Origin of the sequence: Burkholderia latens (genome assembly GCF_902499045.1) — a bacterium.
Taxonomy (GTDB): Bacteria; Pseudomonadota; Gammaproteobacteria; order Burkholderiales; family Burkholderiaceae; genus Burkholderia; species Burkholderia latens.
On sequence record NZ_CABVPL010000007.1, the window covers coordinates 143584 to 159255 of the forward strand.

14 protein-coding genes and 1 pseudogene are annotated in these 15672 nt (G+C 66.3%); 5 read left to right on the forward strand and 10 right to left on the reverse strand.

All coding sequences use genetic code 11. The features are described 5' to 3' along the window. Positions 1–32: 32 nt before the first annotated feature. The 9 genes from truB to BSE24067_RS07845 all read right to left on the reverse strand — a co-directional run bounded on the left by truB (position 33) and on the right by BSE24067_RS07845 (position 12085). A complete protein-coding gene (gene truB / locus BSE24067_RS07805; RefSeq protein ID WP_151064310.1) occupies positions 33–965 on the reverse strand; it encodes a tRNA pseudouridine(55) synthase TruB in 933 nt (310 codons plus the stop codon). A gap of 11 nt (positions 966–976) precedes the next feature. After that, positions 977–1375: a 30S ribosome-binding factor RbfA gene (gene rbfA / locus BSE24067_RS07810; protein WP_006495346.1), complete on the reverse strand. Its 399-nt coding sequence runs from the start codon at positions 1373–1375 to the stop codon at positions 977–979. Between the two features lie 112 nt (positions 1376–1487). Then, positions 1488–4409: a translation initiation factor IF-2 gene (gene infB / locus BSE24067_RS07815; protein ID WP_151064309.1), complete on the reverse strand. Its 2922-nt coding sequence runs from the start codon at positions 4407–4409 to the stop codon at positions 1488–1490. Positions 4410–4500: 91 nt separating this feature from the next. Next, entirely contained in the window at positions 4501–5976 is a 1476-nt protein-coding gene (gene nusA / locus BSE24067_RS07820; protein WP_040144048.1) for a transcription termination factor NusA, read from the reverse strand. Next, a complete protein-coding gene (rimP, locus tag BSE24067_RS07825; RefSeq protein ID WP_040144047.1) occupies positions 5976–6434 on the reverse strand; it encodes a ribosome maturation factor RimP in 459 nt (152 codons plus the stop codon). The genes nusA and rimP overlap by 1 nt, the downstream gene beginning before the upstream one ends. A gap of 415 nt (positions 6435–6849) precedes the next feature. Further along, complete coding sequence (gene rluB / locus BSE24067_RS07830; protein WP_151064308.1) at positions 6850–8538, reverse strand: 23S rRNA pseudouridine(2605) synthase RluB; 1689 nt, start codon at positions 8536–8538, stop codon at positions 6850–6852. Positions 8539–8598: 60 nt separating this feature from the next. Further along, positions 8599–9621, reverse strand: a complete 1023-nt coding sequence (scpB, locus tag BSE24067_RS07835) for an SMC-Scp complex subunit ScpB (protein WP_151064307.1) — start codon at positions 9619–9621, stop codon at positions 8599–8601. A gap of 270 nt (positions 9622–9891) precedes the next feature. Continuing rightward, positions 9892–11118: a pyridoxal phosphate-dependent aminotransferase gene (locus BSE24067_RS07840; protein WP_151064306.1), complete on the reverse strand. Its 1227-nt coding sequence runs from the start codon at positions 11116–11118 to the stop codon at positions 9892–9894. 64 nt (positions 11119–11182) lie between these two features. Then, a complete protein-coding gene (locus BSE24067_RS07845) occupies positions 11183–12085 on the reverse strand; it encodes a LysR family transcriptional regulator (RefSeq protein WP_151064305.1) in 903 nt (300 codons plus the stop codon). A gap of 430 nt (positions 12086–12515) precedes the next feature. Between BSE24067_RS07845 and BSE24067_RS07850 the strand changes: the two are divergent. Both BSE24067_RS07850 and BSE24067_RS07855 read left to right on the forward strand, forming a co-directional pair. After that, a pseudogene (locus tag BSE24067_RS07850) lies at positions 12516–12911 on the forward strand (transposase); the annotation flags it as partial. Positions 12912–13110: 199 nt separating this feature from the next. Continuing rightward, positions 13111–13362, forward strand: a complete 252-nt coding sequence (locus BSE24067_RS07855; protein WP_151064304.1) for a hypothetical protein — start codon at positions 13111–13113, stop codon at positions 13360–13362. A gap of 191 nt (positions 13363–13553) precedes the next feature. On the opposite strand, the gene BSE24067_RS07860 is transcribed toward BSE24067_RS07855, so the two are convergent. Beyond that, a complete protein-coding gene (locus BSE24067_RS07860) occupies positions 13554–13871 on the reverse strand; it encodes a hypothetical protein (protein WP_040144041.1) in 318 nt (105 codons plus the stop codon). 157 nt (positions 13872–14028) lie between these two features. On the opposite strand from BSE24067_RS07860, the gene BSE24067_RS07865 reads away from it, so the two are divergent. From BSE24067_RS07865 to BSE24067_RS07875, 3 genes are all read left to right on the forward strand, one after another. Beyond that, positions 14029–14745 (forward strand): YdcF family protein, encoded by a 717-nt coding sequence (locus tag BSE24067_RS07865; RefSeq protein WP_151064338.1) that lies wholly within the window; start codon positions 14029–14031, stop codon positions 14743–14745. A gap of 221 nt (positions 14746–14966) precedes the next feature. After that, positions 14967–15245: a hypothetical protein gene (locus BSE24067_RS07870; protein WP_151064303.1), complete on the forward strand. Its 279-nt coding sequence runs from the start codon at positions 14967–14969 to the stop codon at positions 15243–15245. Positions 15246–15381: 136 nt separating this feature from the next. Beyond that, positions 15382–15639, forward strand: coding sequence for a hypothetical protein (locus tag BSE24067_RS07875; RefSeq protein WP_009691224.1), 258 nt, complete (start codon positions 15382–15384; stop codon positions 15637–15639). The last annotated feature ends 33 nt before the right edge of the window (positions 15640–15672 follow it).

Consider the following 15672-nt stretch of genomic DNA (forward strand, 5'->3'; position numbering starts at 1 on the left):
TTTTCGTTTCGACGGCGCTTGCGCGCCGCCGATCATGCCGCCGTCACGACCAATCGCTCGGGCGCGAGCACGCCGTTGGTCTTGCGAGCGACGCCGAGCAGCCGCTGCGCGTCGTACACGCGCACGCGCTCGCCATCCGCCGCGTCGATCGGATCGAGCGCGGACAGCGGCAAACGCTGGCCGTGCAGGAACCGCTTCGCGCTGGCGTCGTCCAGACGCACGAGCGGAAACGTCGACAGCAATGCGTCGACCGGCTGAAGCCACGCGTCGCGCGCCGCTTCGGCAGCGTCGGACAGCGCGTCGAGCGTGACCGCGTGCTCGAGCGTGAGCGCGCCGACGCCCGTGCGGCGCAGCATCGTCAAGTGCGCGCCGCAACCGAGCGCTTCGCCGAGATCTTCCGCCAGCGTGCGCACGTACGTGCCCTTGCTGCAGGTCACGCGAAACGTCACGTCCGGCAGTTCGCAGGCGAGCAGGTCGAGCGCATGGATCGTCACGTTGCGGCCCTCCCGTTCGACGGCCTGGCCGGCCCGCGCGTATTCGTACAGCGGCTTGCCGTCGCGCTTGAGCGCCGAATACATCGGCGGCACCTGCACGATCTCGCCGGTAAAGCGCGCAAGTGCGGCTTCGACCGCCGCGCGGTCGCATCCGACGGCGCGCGTGTCGAGCACGTCGCCTTCCGCGTCGCCGGTGGTCGTGCGCACGCCGAGACGCATCGTCGCTTCGTAGGTCTTGTCCGCTTCCAGCAAGTCCTGCGAGAACTTGGTCGCCTCGCCGAAGCACAGCGGCAACAGCCCCGAGGCCAGCGGGTCGAGCGTACCGGTATGGCCGGCCTTCTTCGCAAGCAGCAGGCGCTTCGCGCGAATCAATGCGTCATTGCTCGACAGGCCGACCGGCTTGTCGAGCAGAAGAACACCGTCCAGCGCGCGTCTTGGCACGCGCGGACGCTGGGAAGCTGCAGTCGTCATCGGGCGCGTGCTCAATCGTCCTTCGCGGGTGCGTCGGCTTCGTCGTCGTCCTTCGCGCGCGTCGAGTTGGCTTCCTTGATCAGGCGCGACATTTCCACGGCCTTCTCGATCGTCTGGTCGTAATGGAAATGCAGCGTCGGCACCGTATGGATGTGCAGGCGCTTGAACAGCAGGTTGTGCAGGTGCCCCGACGCGTGGTTCAGCGCTTCCTGCGTCTTGTCCGGATCGCCGGTGAGCGCGGTGAAATAGACCTTCGCGTGCGCGTAGTCCGGCGTCAGTTCGACGCTCTGGATGGTCACGATACCGATGCGCGGATCCTTGACCTCGCGCATGATGAGTTCGGACAGATCGCGCTGAATCTGGTCGGCGATCTGAACGTTGCGATTGGGGGAAGTACGTTTCCTGGACATGATCGATCCGTGATCCGTTTATCAGGATGAAGCGGCGCGCGTCGAGCACGCCACCATGAAAATGGGCGGGACAGGCCCAAGCCTGCCCCGCCCAAGAGCCGATACGCGACGATTACAGCGTACGTGCGACTTCGGTCACTTCGAAGACTTCGAACTGGTCGCCTTCGATGATGTCGTTGAAGTTCTTCACCGACATACCGCACTCGAAGCCTTGCTTGACCTCCTTCACGTCGTCCTTGAAGCGCTTCAGCGATTCGAGTTCGCCCGTGAAGATCACGACGTTGTTGCGCAGCACGCGAACCGACGACGAGCGCTTGACGATACCGTCCGTAACCATACAGCCTGCGACCGTACCGACCTTCGGCACCTTGAACACCTGGCGTACCTCGACCATGCCGGTCACGACTTCGCGCTTCTCCGGCGCCAGCATGCCCGACATCGCGGCCTTCACCTCATCCACTGCGTCGTAGATGATGTTGTAGTAGCGGATGTCGATACCGTTCGCCTCGGCCAGCTTGCGCGCCTGTGCGTCCGCACGCGTGTTGAAGCCGATGATGACCGCCTTCGAAGCCGTTGCCAGGTTGACGTCGTTTTCGCTGATGCCGCCCACCGCGCTGTGCACGATCTGCACGCGCACTTCATCGGTCGACAGCTTGAGCAGCGACTGCACGAGCGCTTCCTGCGAGCCCTGCACGTCCGCCTTGATGATGAGCGGCAGGTTCTGCACTTCGCCTTCGCCCATCTGCTCGAGCATGCTTTCCAGCTTCGCGGCCTGCTGCTTCGCCAGCTTGACGTCGCGGAACTTGCCTTGACGGAACAGCGCGATTTCGCGCGCCTTGCGCTCGTCCGGCAGCACGATCACTTCCTCGCCCGCACCCGGCACTTCCGACAGACCCTGGATTTCGACCGGGATCGACGGGCCGGCTTCCTTCGTCGGCTTGCCGTTCTCGTCGAGCATCGCGCGCACACGGCCATAAGCGGTGCCCGCGAGCACGATGTCGCCGCGGTTCAGCGTACCGGACTGCACGAGGATCGTCGCGACCGGGCCCTTGCCCTTGTCCAGCTTCGCTTCGATCACGATGCCCTTGGCCGGCGCCTCGACCGGTGCCTTCAGTTCCAGCACTTCAGCTTGCAGCAGCACGTTCTCGAGCAGGTCGTCGATGCCGGCGCCCGTCTTCGCCGAGACCGGCACGAACGGCGAATCGCCGCCGTATTCTTCCGGCACGACGCCTTCGGCGACCAGTTCCTGCTTGACGCGGTCCGGGTTCGCTTCCGGCTTGTCGATCTTGTTGATCGCCACGACGATCGGCACGCCACCGGCCTTCGCGTGAGCGATCGCTTCCTTCGTCTGCGGCATCACGCCGTCGTCGGCCGCCACCACCAGCACCACGATGTCGGTCGCCTTCGCGCCGCGTGCACGCATTGCCGTGAACGCCTCGTGACCCGGCGTATCGAGGAACGTGATGACGCCGCGCGGCGTTTCGACGTGATATGCGCCGATGTGCTGCGTAATGCCGCCCGCTTCGCCCGCTGCAACCTTCGCGCGGCGGATGTGGTCGAGCAGCGAGGTCTTGCCGTGGTCGACGTGACCCATCACCGTGACGACCGGCGGACGCGGCAACTGCTCCGCATCGGTGCCCGTCTCGCCTTCGACCAGCAGCGCTTCCGGATCGTCCAGCTTCGCGGCAAGCGCGCGGTGGCCCAGTTCCTCGACGACGATCATCGCCGTTTCCTGGTCCAGCACCTGGTTGATCGTGACCATCTGGCCCATCTTCATCATCACCTTGATGACTTCGGAGGCCTTGATCGACATCTTGTGCGCGAGATCGGCAACCGAGATGGTTTCCGGCACGTGCACTTCACGCACGATCGGTTCGGTCGGTGCCTGGAACGTCGACGCGCTGTCCTGGTGACGGCCGCGACCCTTCGGGCCGCCGCGCCAGCCGCGGTCGACGCCGCCGCTCGAATCGCCGCGCGTCTTGATGCCGCGGCGCTTCGCCGCGTCGTCCTGCCAGCCGCCCTTGCCGCCGCCCGGCTTCTTGTTGCGGTCGCCCGCGCCTGCCGGTGCCTGCGTTGCCGCCGGCGCTGCGCCGGCCGGCTTCTTCACGGCCGGACGTGCCGTCGCGGCCGCGCCGGCCGGCTTGGCCGGCTTGTGCAGCGTGCCCTTCGCTTCGGCCGGCTTCGGCGGTTCCACCGGCTTCGGCGGCTCGACTGCCTTGACCACGGCCTTGCGCGGCGTGTTCATCATTTCGCGGATCGCACGTGCTTCGGCTTCTGCCGCCGCACGGCGCTTGCTGATCTCTTCCTGCTCGGCGCGCGCCTTGTCCGCCGCCTCGCGGGCTGCGTCCTCGGCCTTCTTCGCCGCTTCGCGCTGGGCCGCACGTTCGGCGGCCGCGCGTGCTTCATCCTGCGCGGACTGCGCACCGGCCTCTTCCTGCCGCGACTCAGCGGCCTGCTGGGCCGCAGCCTGTTGGGCCGCAGCGGCTTCGGCCGCGGCACGCTTCGCCGCCGCCTCCTGCTCGGCGCGGCGGCGCTCGGCTTCGGCCGCTTCTTCGCGGGCACGGCGCTCGGCTTCCTCGCGCTCGAGGCGTTCCTGGCGCTCGCGCAACTCCTGCGCCTGCTTCTCGAGCAGCTCGGCCTCGCGGCGCGCCTCTTCCTCGCGACGCTTCAGTTCCGCATCGTCGTCCGCTTCAGCAACCTGTGCCTGACCCTGTTCCGCACCTTCGGCCACGTCGTCGCGCTTGACGAACGTACGCTTCTTGCGGACCTCGACCTGAATGGTGCGAGCCTTGCCCGTCGCGTCAGACTGCTTGATCTCCGACGTATGCTTGCGGGTCAGCGTGATCTTGCGCTTGTCGCCGTCGGTTGCGCCATGCGACTTGCGCAAATGATCGAGCAGACGCGCCTTGTCCGACTCGGACAGCGCATCGTCTTCACTCGCTTTCTGGACGCCCGCTGCCTGCAGCTGTTCGAGCAGCACACCAGCAGGCATTTTCAGTTCCGCGGCAAATTGGGCTACGTTGTTACTCGCCATTCATTCCTCTTAGTGCAAGGACCGATTCCTTGCGGTTAGCATCGGGTCAGGCCATACGGCCGCCATCAAATCAGTGCGCCATGGTCATTTCTCACTGGAACCAATGTTCACGTGCTTTCATGATCAACGCCTTAGCGGCATCCTCTTCCATCCCGGTCATGTCGACCAGTTCATCCACAGCCAGCTCGGCGAGATCGTCGCGCGTCTGCACGCCGTGCTCGGCCAGCTTCGTGAGCAACTCCGGCGTGATGCCGTCGAGGCTCTTCAGATCCAGCGCTGCGTTTTCGACCTTTTCTTCGTTCGCGATCGCCATCGTCAGCAGCGCGTCGCGAGCGCGGTTGCGCAGCTCGTGCACGGTGTCCTCGTCGAACGCCTCGATCTCGAGCATTTCGTTGAGCGGCACGTAAGCGATCTCTTCGAGGCTCGTGAAGCCTTCGTCGATCAGGATGTCGGCGACTTCTTCGTCGACGTCGAGACGCGCCATGAACAGCGCACGCAGCCGATCGCGCTCTTCGCCCTGCTTCAGCGCGGATTCGTCCGGCGTCATGATGTTGATCTGCCAGCCGGTCAGCTCGCCGGCAAGGCGAACGTTCTGACCGCTGCGGCCGATCGCGACAGCCAGCTCGTTTTCGTCGACGACGACGTCCATCGAATGCTTCTCTTCATCGACGACGATCGACTGGACGGCTGCCGGCGCGAGCGCGCCGATCACGAACTGGGCGGGATCCTCCGACCATAGCACGATGTCGATGTTTTCGCCACCGAGCTCGTTGCGCACGGCCTGCACACGCGAACCGCGGATGCCGACGCAGGTGCCGATCGGATCGATCCGCTTGTCGTAGGCGATCACGCCGATCTTCGCCCGCACGCCCGGATCGCGAGCGGCTGCCTTGATCTCGAGCAGGCCCTGCTCGATTTCCGGCACTTCCATCTCGAACAGCTTCATCAGGAACTCGGGCGCCGTGCGCGAGAGCTCGATCTGCGGGCCGCGCGCGGTGCGGTCGACCTTCGCGATGTACGCGCGCACGCGGTCGCCCACGCGCAGGTTTTCCTTCGGGATCAGCTGGTCGCGGCGCAGCAGCGCCTCGACACGGCCCGATTCGACGATGAAGTTGCCCTTGTCCAGGCGCTTCACCGTGCCGGTCATGATCTTTTCGCCGCGCTCGAGGTAGTCGTTCAGGATCTGCTCGCGCTCGGCGTCGCGCACCTTCTGCAGAATCACCTGCTTCGCGGCCTGCGCGCCGATACGGCCGAACTCGATCGACGGCACCGGCTCCTCGATGAATTCGCCGACTTCGACGTCGGGCTTCTGCTCACGCGCTTCGAACAGCAGGATCTCGCGATCCGGCTCCTGCAGGCCGGCCTCATCGGGCACGACGAGCCAGCGACGGAAGGTTTCGTGCTCGCCGCTTTCGCGATCGATATGGACGCGGATTTCGGCGCCTTCGTCGAACAGCTTCTTGGAAGCGGACGCGAGCGCGGCCTCGAGGGCGCCCAGCACCACATCCTTGTCGACGTTTTTCTCGCGCGCCAGCGCATCCACCAGCATCAACACTTCGCGACTCATTATTTGCGGCTCCTAAAGTCAACTTGCGGAATCAGGCGGGCTTTGTCGATATCGGCCAGCGTGAAATCCAGCATGGCTGCCTCGCCCTTCTTCCTCTCAAATTCCAAACCGATCGTTTCGCCATTCGGCGCGTGCAGAATGCCCCGGAACGTCTTGCGCCCGTCCAGCGGCTTTTTCAAGGTCACGGAAACTTCGCTGCCGGCGAAGCGCTCGAAGTCGGCCAGCTTCTTCAACGGGCGGTCGAGCCCCGGGGACGAGACTTCGAGCCGTTCGTAATCGATGTTTTCGACCGTCAAGACGTGCTGGAGCTGACGCGTGACCTTTTCGCAATCTTCGAGCGAGATGCCGGCAGGCTGATCGATATAGATGCAAAGCATGCCGCGCCCGGTGCGCTCGAGATCCACCAGCTCGTAGCCGAGCCCGGTGACCGTGGTTTCTATCAGTTCCGTCAGTTGCACAGTGTCCTCTCAGGTGTTCGCGCCCGCCGCTCGCGATTCACCCGCGGGCGCGCGCCTTAGCCGGCGCAGGAAGCGCTACCCGAGATGCCTAACCGTTTCAGCAAAAAAAAATGGGCGGAACGCCCATCTTCTTACTGGTGGTCGCACCTGAGCCGCACATTGAATCCGTACGCCCAGCGACTCCGCGATTATAGCGATTTTTGGCGCAAACGCCAAGCCAGCCGGTAAAAGCAGCGGTCATCCGGCCTTTACCGACCAAAAATGCGAAACCGGACGGTCCGCGAGCGCAACCCCATCCGGCAACGCGATATCTCCAGTCAAAAGCAAACAGCGCGATGCGAGGCGCCGGCGCAACCCAACCGATGCCGATTTCGCCGGCACACCGGCGGCGCCACGCCGCCGGATACCCGAATGCTCAGCGGCCGCGGGCGCGATTGCGCTGCGGACGCTGGCCGCCGCGCGGGCCGCCGTTGCCGCCGCCGTCGGCGCGATTGCCGTTCGGGTTGCGGTTGCCGCCCTTGCTGCCACCGCGCTTGCCGCCGCCCGCGCCTTCACGCTTCGGACCGGCACCATACGACGCGCGATTGCCGTCGACGTCGCGCCCGCCGCCCGAACGATTGCCGTAGCCCGACGGCGAAACCGGCAAGCTGCCGTAGCCGCTCAGGCCCGGCAGCCCCGCGCCGCCCCGGCGGCCGCCGCCGCGACGCGGCTGGTCGAGCTGGCCGTGCGTGGTCAGCACCGGCTCGCGGCTGATGAAGCCCATCGACGTCTGCATCGGATCCGGCTGGCGGCGCTCGCTTTGTCCGGCACCACCGCGCTTGCCCTTCTCTTCGGACGGCGCCTTCAGGCCGACGGTCGCCATCAGCTTGCGCACCTGCGCCTCGTCGAGCTCTTCCCAGCGGCCGCGCTTCAGGCCGCGCGGCAGCGCGATCGGGCCATGGCGCGTGCGGATCAGGCGGCTCACCATCAGGCCGGCCGCCTCGAACATCCGGCGCACTTCGCGGTTGCGGCCTTCGGCCAGCGCGACGTGGTACCAGTGGTTCGTGCCTTCGCCGCCACCGTCGCGGATGCGCAGGAAGTTCGCGGGACCGTCATCCAGCTCGACGCCATGCAGCAGTTTCTGCCGCATCCCTTCGGACAGTTCGCCGACGACACGCACCGCGTACTCGCGCTCGACGCTGTAGCGCGGGTGCATGAAGCGGTTCGCGAGATCGCCCGACGTCGTCAGCATCAGCAGACCTTCGGTATTGAAGTCGAGGCGGCCGACCGCGAGCCATTTCGCCGTCTTCATCGGCGGCAGACGGTCGAACACCGACGGACGGCCTTCCGGATCCGCGTGGCTGACGATTTCGCCCGTCGGCTTGTGGTACAGCAACACGCGCGGCGGCTTGTTCGGCAGCTTGCGCTTGACCGGCTTGCCGTTGATGCGGACCTGGTCGGTCGGCATGATCCGCTGGCCGATGTGCGCCGGCTCACCGTTCACCGACACGCGGCCGGCGACGATCAGCTCTTCCATTTCGCGGCGCGAGCCCATGCCCGCTTCAGCGAGCACCTTGTGCAGCTTCGGCGCATCGTCGTCCGGCGACAGCACGCGCTTGTTCGCCGGCTGGCTGCGCCCGCGGCGCAGCATCGGCGCACGCACGCCGCTGCCGCCCGCCGAGTTGTCTGCGTCGAATGCCGGAGACGTCACGTAGGCGAACAGATCGTCCTGCGATGCCGCATCGCCGTCCGCCTTCGCCGAACCGCTGCGCCGCCCCTGGCCGCCTTGTCCGCCCTGCGCACCCTTGGCCGCGCCTTCGCGCTTGCCGGCCGGCTTGCGGCCGCCCTTGGGAGCGCCTTCCTTGCGCGGCGCGCGTGCAGGCCGTGCTTCGGCGGCCTCGGCCGGCTGCGCATCCGCGCCTTCGCCGCCCTGCGGCTCGCCATCGGCGCCCTTCGACTTGGCCGCCGCGCGACGCCGCGCGATCAGGCTGCGCGGACCGCGCCGCAGGCCGCGGCGGGGACGCTCGTCACCACCCGCGGCCGGAGCGTCCTGCTCCGGCGCATCGTCGGCACGCGCGGCCTGCACGGCAGGCGCGGACGATTCAATATCGTGGATATCTGTCAAAACAACCTCAAAATGTCAGGTCTCGCGCCCGGCGCGGGCGCGGCAAGAAGTCGGCCGCGATCAGGCGCGGCGCTGTTCGGGTTCTGCTTCGTCGTCCGGCAGCGCATCGGCGCCGATGGGCGCGCTGGCACTGCGTACGGCGTCGGCGAGACTGTCGGACGTATCGTCCAGCATCTCGCCGCCGGCGGGACGGGAGCGCGAGGCGTCGGCCTGGCCAGCCTCGTCCGGCATGTCGCCGGCCGCTTCCGCTCCGTCTCCGGCAACCGCGTCGGCGGCCGGCTTGCGATCTTCCTCGTTCCATTCCGCGCGCAGCGGCTCGGGCTGCCCGCCGGCCGGCGCTGCTTCGGCGCCGCCCTGTTCGGTTTGAACGCGATCACGTTCCAGCGTATCGCGGTTCGGTATTTCTTGCGTCGGCGCGATGCCCGTCGCGTCATCGCCCTGCAATTCGCCGGGCTGCGGCTGCGGTTCGCCCGCCGCTGGTTCGCCGGCATCCCGGGCGTCTTCCGCCGCCGGCGCATCACCGTCGAAATCCATCGCCTGTTGCGCGAGCAGCGCGGCCTCGATGTTCGCGGCGGGCTCCTCGAGCGCGGGCAGATCGTCGAGCGCCTTCAGGCCCAGATCGTCGAGGAACTGCTTGGTCGTCGCATACAGCGCCGGGCGCCCCGGCACGTCGCGATGCCCGATCACCTCGATCCAGCCGCGGTCCTCGAGCTGCTTGACCACCTGCGTATTCACCGTGACGCCGCGGATCTCTTCGATGTCGCCGCGCGTGACGGGTTGCCGATACGCAATGATCGCGAGCGTTTCGAGCACCGCGCGCGAATATTTCGGCGGCTTCTCGGGATGCAGCCGATCCAGATAATGGCGCATCGCCGGCTTGCTCTGAAAGCGCCATCCAGTTGCCAGCGCCACCAGTTCGACGCCGCGGCCGGACCAATCCTGTTTCAGATCTTCGAGCAACGTGCGGACCGTGTCAGCCGACACGCCGTCGGCAAAGAGCTTGCGCAAATCGCCGAGCTTCAGCGGTTCCTGCGCACAGATCAAAGCAGTCTCGAGGACGATCTTCGCCTCTTGGGTATTCATGCAGCTAGGCCAGACCCTGTGGTCAAACGAACCGGATCAACAAACAGACGAAAGGAACGGAAGACGCGCTCGCCCGATTCTGATCGGTCATATTGATGGGAGCACGAACCGGGGGCGGCGAACCAACTTCAAGCCAGGCCCAAACCGGACGGAACAGCACGGCTCAACGGCGGAACCGCGTGACTGAGCGCCATATTACGCAAAATTGCCCGGTGCGTAAAGATGAGCCGAATGGCCATCGCGCACCGGCGCGCCCGTTCCACCCCCGCTTCAGCGCAACGCCGCGCGGCGCGCAAGAAACGCCCGCAGCCGCTCGACGCCCGCATCGAGCCGCGCCGGATCGCACGCGTAGCACCAGCGCACGAACCGTTCTCCTTCCGGACCGAACGCGCGCCCCGGTGCAAGCCCGAGGCCCGCGTCGCGCACGAGCATCTTGCAAAACGACAGGCTGTCGTCCGCACCCGGCAAGCGCAGGAACACGTACATCGCGCCCGGCGGAGGCTGAACCTCGACGCCGGGCAAGGTCCGCAGCGCGGCGACCAGATGGTCGCGCGCGCCGCACAGCGCCGTGACGAACGACTGCACGAACGGCTCGCCTTCGCGCAGCGCGACTTCACCCGCCGCCTGGACGAAAGCCGGCGCACACGACGTGTTGTATTCGACCAGCTTCGACAGATCGTCCATGACCGTCGCCGGCGCGACCAGCCAACCGAGCCGCCAGCCCGTCATCGCCCATGCCTTCGAGAACGAGTTCACGACGATCACCCGCTCGTCGCGCGACGCGATGTCGAGGAACGACGGCGCGCCGCCTGCACCAAACTCGAGCCATTCGGCGCGCCGTTCGGCGAGCCGCTCGTACACCTCGTCGGCCACCAGCCAGATGCCGTGACGCCGGCAATGAGCGAGTACGGCCCGCTGGTCGTCTCGCGACATCGTCCAGCCGGTCGGGTTGTTCGGCGAGTTGACGAACAGCATCCGCGTGCCGGGCGTCAGCGCCGCGAGCAGCCGTCCGACGTCGAGCTGCCAGCCCGCTTCGCCATAGCCGAGCGGCACGCATTCGACCTGCGCGCCGAGGATCTTCGGGATTTCGACGAGGTTGGGCCAGAGCGGCGTGACCGCGACGACGCGGTCGCCCGATCCGACCAGCAATTGCGCGGCCAGCATCAGCGCGCTCACGCCCGAACTAGTGACGGCGATCGTATCGGCCGCCGTCGCGCCGTGCCGCGCGCTCACGTAAGCCGCCAGTGCGTCGCGCAGCGGCGCCGTGCCGAGGTTGTGCGTATAGAAGGTGGCGCCGTCACGCAGCGCTGCCGCAGCCGCGTCGCGAATGAACGCCGGCGTCACGCGGTCGGATTCGCCGAACCAGAACGGCAGCACGTCCGGCACATCCAGGCCTGCGTTCGCCACTTCCCTGATCAGCGACGGACGCAGCGCATGCACCGCGCTGCGTGCCGCCGGCACGCCCGTCGCCGGGCCGGCATCCGCGAAATCCGCCATCGAGAACCGCCATCGAGGAACACGATCCGCGTAGTGTACCGGCGCACGGGCGTGATCAGCGCGCTCAGTCGAGATCCTCGGCTCGCGCGGGCATCTGCTGCACGAGCTCCCAGATCGCCTGCGCGGCGGGCGACAGCGACCGGTCGCGGCGACGCACCAGCTCGACGGTGCGCTCGGTGCGAGGCGTCAACGGCCGCGCGACCAGCGTCGACCCGGCCGGCAACGGCAGCGACAGCCACGGCTGCACGCTCACGCCGACGCCCGCCTCGACGAGCCCGAACACCGTCGCCGAATGGCCGAGTTCCTGCATGACGGTCGCGTTGACACGATGGGCGGCCAGCGCGGCATCGATCAGCGGCCGGCTTCCGGATGCATGATCGAGCAGCACGAGGCGCTCGCCGTCGAGCGCCGTCCACGGCACGTCGGCGCGCGCCGCGAGCGGATGATCGGCGCGCGCGACCAGGCAGAACGAGTCGGTCATCAACGGTTCGCAGACGAGATCGGCCACGGCGAGGGGCCCGATCACGACGCCGAAATCGACCTCGCTCGACTTCACCTTGCGCAGCACGTCACTCTGCACGTCGTCGCGCAAACCGAGCGTGACGAACGGGAACTGACGCTCGCACGACGCGACGACACGCGGCATCAGCCGGCACGCGATGGTCGGACTCGCGGCGACGATCACGCGCCCGCGCCGCTGTTCGCCGATCTCGCGAATCTCGCGCAGCGTGTCGTCGAGATCGTCGATCAGGCGTGACACGCTCGCGATCAGATTACCCCCGGCGTCGGTCAACTGTACGTCGCGGGTCGTCCGGTCGATCAGCTTCAGCCCGAGCTCGGCCTCGAGTTCGCGCACGCAACGGCTGACCGCGGACTGCGTGAGGCCGATTTCGTCGCCCGCGCGACTGAAACTCCGCAGCCGCGCGACCTCGATGAATACGCGAAGCTGGCGCAGCGTAACGTTCATCCGCCCACCTCATCAATTGTCGGTATCGATGCGCAATTCTAATGGGCGAATTCGGGTTCGATGCGCGAATCCGGCACCGGACAGCCATGTTTCGCTGCGGTGCAATATCGACGCAAACGCACGCGGTGCGGGCGGACTGCACAAGATTGGTGATTGTCCTGATTTGCTGGCGGGTTATTTTGGCGTCTTATACGCCCCTAGCTGACTTAGCCGTTAGCCCGCTGCCAAGCGGCTCTCAAGGGAATCGCCTCCGACGTGGCACGCTTCGTGCATTACCTGACGCACAGGGCGCAGGTTCCGTCGGACGGAAGGCAGAAAGGCCGCTGCCGGCCAACCGGGCGCCCCCACCCGGCACTCGACGCTCGAGTGCCTGAAGAGTGCGCGGCGCAGGGCAGCGCACCGGAGTTAGCTTCGCTGAGGTGAGGACATGATGCTGTTCGACGATTTGAGAGATAACGAGTGGGCGCTGGTCGAGGGTCTGTTTTGCTCGGAACCCGCACGGAGCGAACGGCGCGGCCGGCCCCGAGTGGAGGCCCGCGCGGTGGTCAACGCCGTGCTGTGGGTACTGTCGACGGGTGAAGGCTGGTCGAAGCTGCCGGGCCGCTATCCGTCACCGCCGACCTGCCGTCGTCGCTTCGACGAATGGCAGGCAGACGGCACGCTCGCCGAAATCGTCAAGCGACTCGGTACGAGCGGCCGCCAAATCTCGCTGCGCGGGCGCATCGGCGCCAGCGCGGCAAAGCCGCCTGCGCCGCCGAGTCGCGACCGGCTGCGCGGCGCGTTCTGGACCAATCCGGAATCCTGGCGCGCCCCTGTGAAGATGGCTTAACGCGTGCTGGTTCGGGCGGCTTCGGCCGCCCGGTTTCTTTCGGCGCCCGTCTTTCGCACGCCCCTCGCGCCACCGCCGATTACAGCTGTCGTGCCGCGATACATCTATTTACTATTATTTACAGCAACCCTGCACTCCCGCGCTTACCTTAGCGGCATATCAACAAGCCGCGCCGAGGCTTGAAGGGAGCCCCGCCATGAAAACAATGTCACTGCTCGTCGCATGCGGCATTGTCTGTTCACTGGCGCTGACCGCTCCCGCCCACGCCGACGATCGCGTGAAGCCTCCTCACCGCCAGCAGGATCACCGCAACACGCTTCGCCAGCAACAGCCTGCCGCGCCATCCAGTCGACAGACCGTGCCGCGCGGCGACTTGCGCGGCGACATCGCAAGCAATGCGCGCGCGCGAATCGGCTCGCAGTCGCCGAGCCTCCCGCGTCATCCATAGTCCGGCAGTCCGAAGGGTTTCGCCAAAGAAAATTCCCGGATGCGGGAACTGCCCGGCATGGGGCGAGTCACATCGTTGCCATGAGCACAGCGTGGCAACAGCAAAAGTATCCGGTACGCCCGTATCCTCGCGATACGGGCTTTTTTTTGGCGTCGCCGGCGGCGACGCGCGAGGACGGAAGTGTACCGCCGCTACAGGCGGCTTTCGAGAATCGCCACGGCGCTCGCTTCGCTCAACACGTAGTCGTCCATGCGGCGATCGGTCCACGACAGGAGCTTTTCGTCGCGCTCGAGGCGCGCACATTCGGCTCGGCCGTTATCGGTCAGCACTGCGATATCGACCGGCGCGTGGAAACCCGGTGCGGGAGCGACAGTCTTCTGCCTGACCGTGTCCATCAGCCCTAGTGACCGGAGATACTCGAACACGCCCGGGCGGCGCGCCCACGGTACCTGGCGGTACTGCACTCGTCTCAATGCGTCGAGCACCGCTTCGTTGGAATACGTGGCCATCTCGATTCTTTCTTAAAGTGCAGCGACAATGCGAAGCAGCGCGCCGGGCGGGAGCTCCACCCGCCGATACCGCCACCGATTCTGGAGGCCGACGTTCGGCGTCGCGTCAGGGCCGGATCGTCAGCCGTCCATAAAAAGACACCATACCCCAATCAAATTGATTCTGTTCGATTCATTTGTACTTCTCTTCATCTGTTTCATGCTCTGCCGCAAGCGACGGCGGCTCGTCGCGACTGCCGGCGTCGCGCTGTTCTGGCTGATCGCGACGGGCTGGCTCGCCGCTCCGCTTCTCGCATGGACCGAAGCGGGCGTCACACCGGTCGAGCGCCCCGACATGCGCGGGCATACCACGCTGATCATCATCGGCACCGGCACGCGACGTACCGATGCCGGCTTGCAGCCGCCGCGCGACGGACAAGCGCGCATTCGCAAGACCGCCGAGCTGTATCGCACGTGCCGCCAGCAGGCCATCCGCTGCACCGTCGTGATGTCGGGCGGCGACCCGCAGCATCACGGCGACACCGAAGCGGCCGTCTATGGACGCCGGCTGATTGCCGAAGGCGTCGATCCCGGCGACCTGATTCTGGAGCCGAACAGCCGTACCACCTACGAAAATGCGAAATTCACTGCGTCTATACTACGCTCTCAACATGACGACGCGCGCATTCTCATTACATCGTCGTATCAGATGCGCCGCGCGTTGCTCGATTTCCGCCGCTTCGGCATCGATCCGCAGCCCGTCTACGCGAACCGCCGGCGGGCGCAAACGGGCTGGCTGCCGCGCTGGCATAACCTCGCGGATGCCAACCAGGCATTGCATGAACTGATCGGCATCGCACAGTTCCACGTCTATCGACGGCTCGGCTGGTTCTGAATGCGGCGCCGGGGCGCGAAGCGAAACGGCGGCACCGCCCCGGATGGCAAGCGCATGACCGGATGCGCGAAGTGTTGCGCGACTTCAACGGGGGCTTGCGCCGCGCCACGTTCCGGTGCACATTGATCCGTCACTTTTGTTACACTCGACACGCACTCGATTGCAGTCGCCAGACAAAACGGCAACATTCGGGTTCATCACCACTTAGCGGAGGTAAAGCAATGAAGAAGACGTCCCTGGCTATTCTGGTCGCGATGTCGGCGCTGACTGGCGCAGCGTATGCGCAAGAGAGCACGCAAATCCAGACCATCACCGATCCGGCGAAGATCGCCGAGATCGAGCAGCGCGCACAGGCACTGCAACAGCAGCAAGCGGCCGAGGCTGCACAGCCGGCTGCTCAGGAAGAGCACCACCACGGCAAGAAGGCTGCCCACCACAAGGCAGCGAAGAAGGCCGGCAAGAAAGCCAAGGCCGCGCCGGCAGAAGCTGCCAGCCAGTAAGTTCGGCGGCACCGCACACGCGAAAAGCCGAATCCGGGCAACCGGGTTCGGCTTTTTTGGTTGCGGCGCCTGCGCGCTGTGCTAAAGTCGCGCACCGAAATTTTCCACCCGTGCGCACCCCGGTGCGGAGGACAGCATGAGCAATATTCAACTCGACATCGAGTGGACCGACGCGGCCACTCGCAAGATCAAGCAACTGATGCCGCGCGGCTCGGACGACGCCTTCCTCGCGCTGCCCCCGATCGAGTGCCTGCCGATGGAGGGCGACGTGCTTTTCCTCGGCCCGCAAGGCAAGCAGCAACCGTTCATCGTCGCCGAACGCCAGTATCACCACGATGGCGATGCCGACTGGACGATCATCCTGATTCTCGACGTTCCGAGCGCGTCGCACTGACGCGCCACGGCGGCCGGCATTGCGCGCGGCCGC